The organism is Citrobacter sp. VF227 (assembly GCF_052950715.1).
In genome coordinates, this window is record NZ_JBRFVF010000400.1 from 1 (window position 1) to 467 (window position 467).

Genomic DNA, 467 nt, shown 5'->3' on the forward strand with positions numbered 1-467 from the left:
CATGTAGTTCGGCCAGAGTAGATGCATCAGCGAGTGGGTCAGCTCCGGCAGCTCGTCATCGAGCTTCTGCCGCAGCCGCCCGGTGAGAAAGGCGAAGCCTTCGAGCAGCCGCTCGACATCCGGATCGCGCCCGGCCTGCCCGAGGAACGGCGCGAGCGCCGGGCTGCGCTCGGCGAAGCGCTTGCCGAGCTGGCGCAGGGCGGTGAGCTCGCTCTGGTAGTAATGGTTGAAAGACATGTCTAACGATTCATCCTTGTCGTTTCGTGTCCGGCGCGCTTGTGCGGCGGGGCTCCTAGCGTCGGCGGTAGCATCCCGTGGAGGTGTCCATGTTCACGAGCAGGCAGTTGCCGCTTGGCACAAGTTTCATCCCGTCGAAAAAGGCCCTCGGCCCGCGTTCGCGCAACTCGATCTGCCCGTCCGCCATTGCCCAGTGGCCTCGACCCTGGATGTCGAGGCTGCCGTAGTAG

General features: G+C 64.7%; 1 protein-coding gene. It reads right to left on the reverse strand.

The features are described 5' to 3' along the window. Nucleotides 1-237, reverse strand: a 237-nt coding sequence (locus ACU8YC_RS26960; RefSeq protein WP_446896255.1) for a type VI secretion system baseplate subunit TssF, incomplete at its 3' end; no start/stop codon positions are given. Between the last annotated feature and the right edge of the window lie 230 nt (nt 238-467).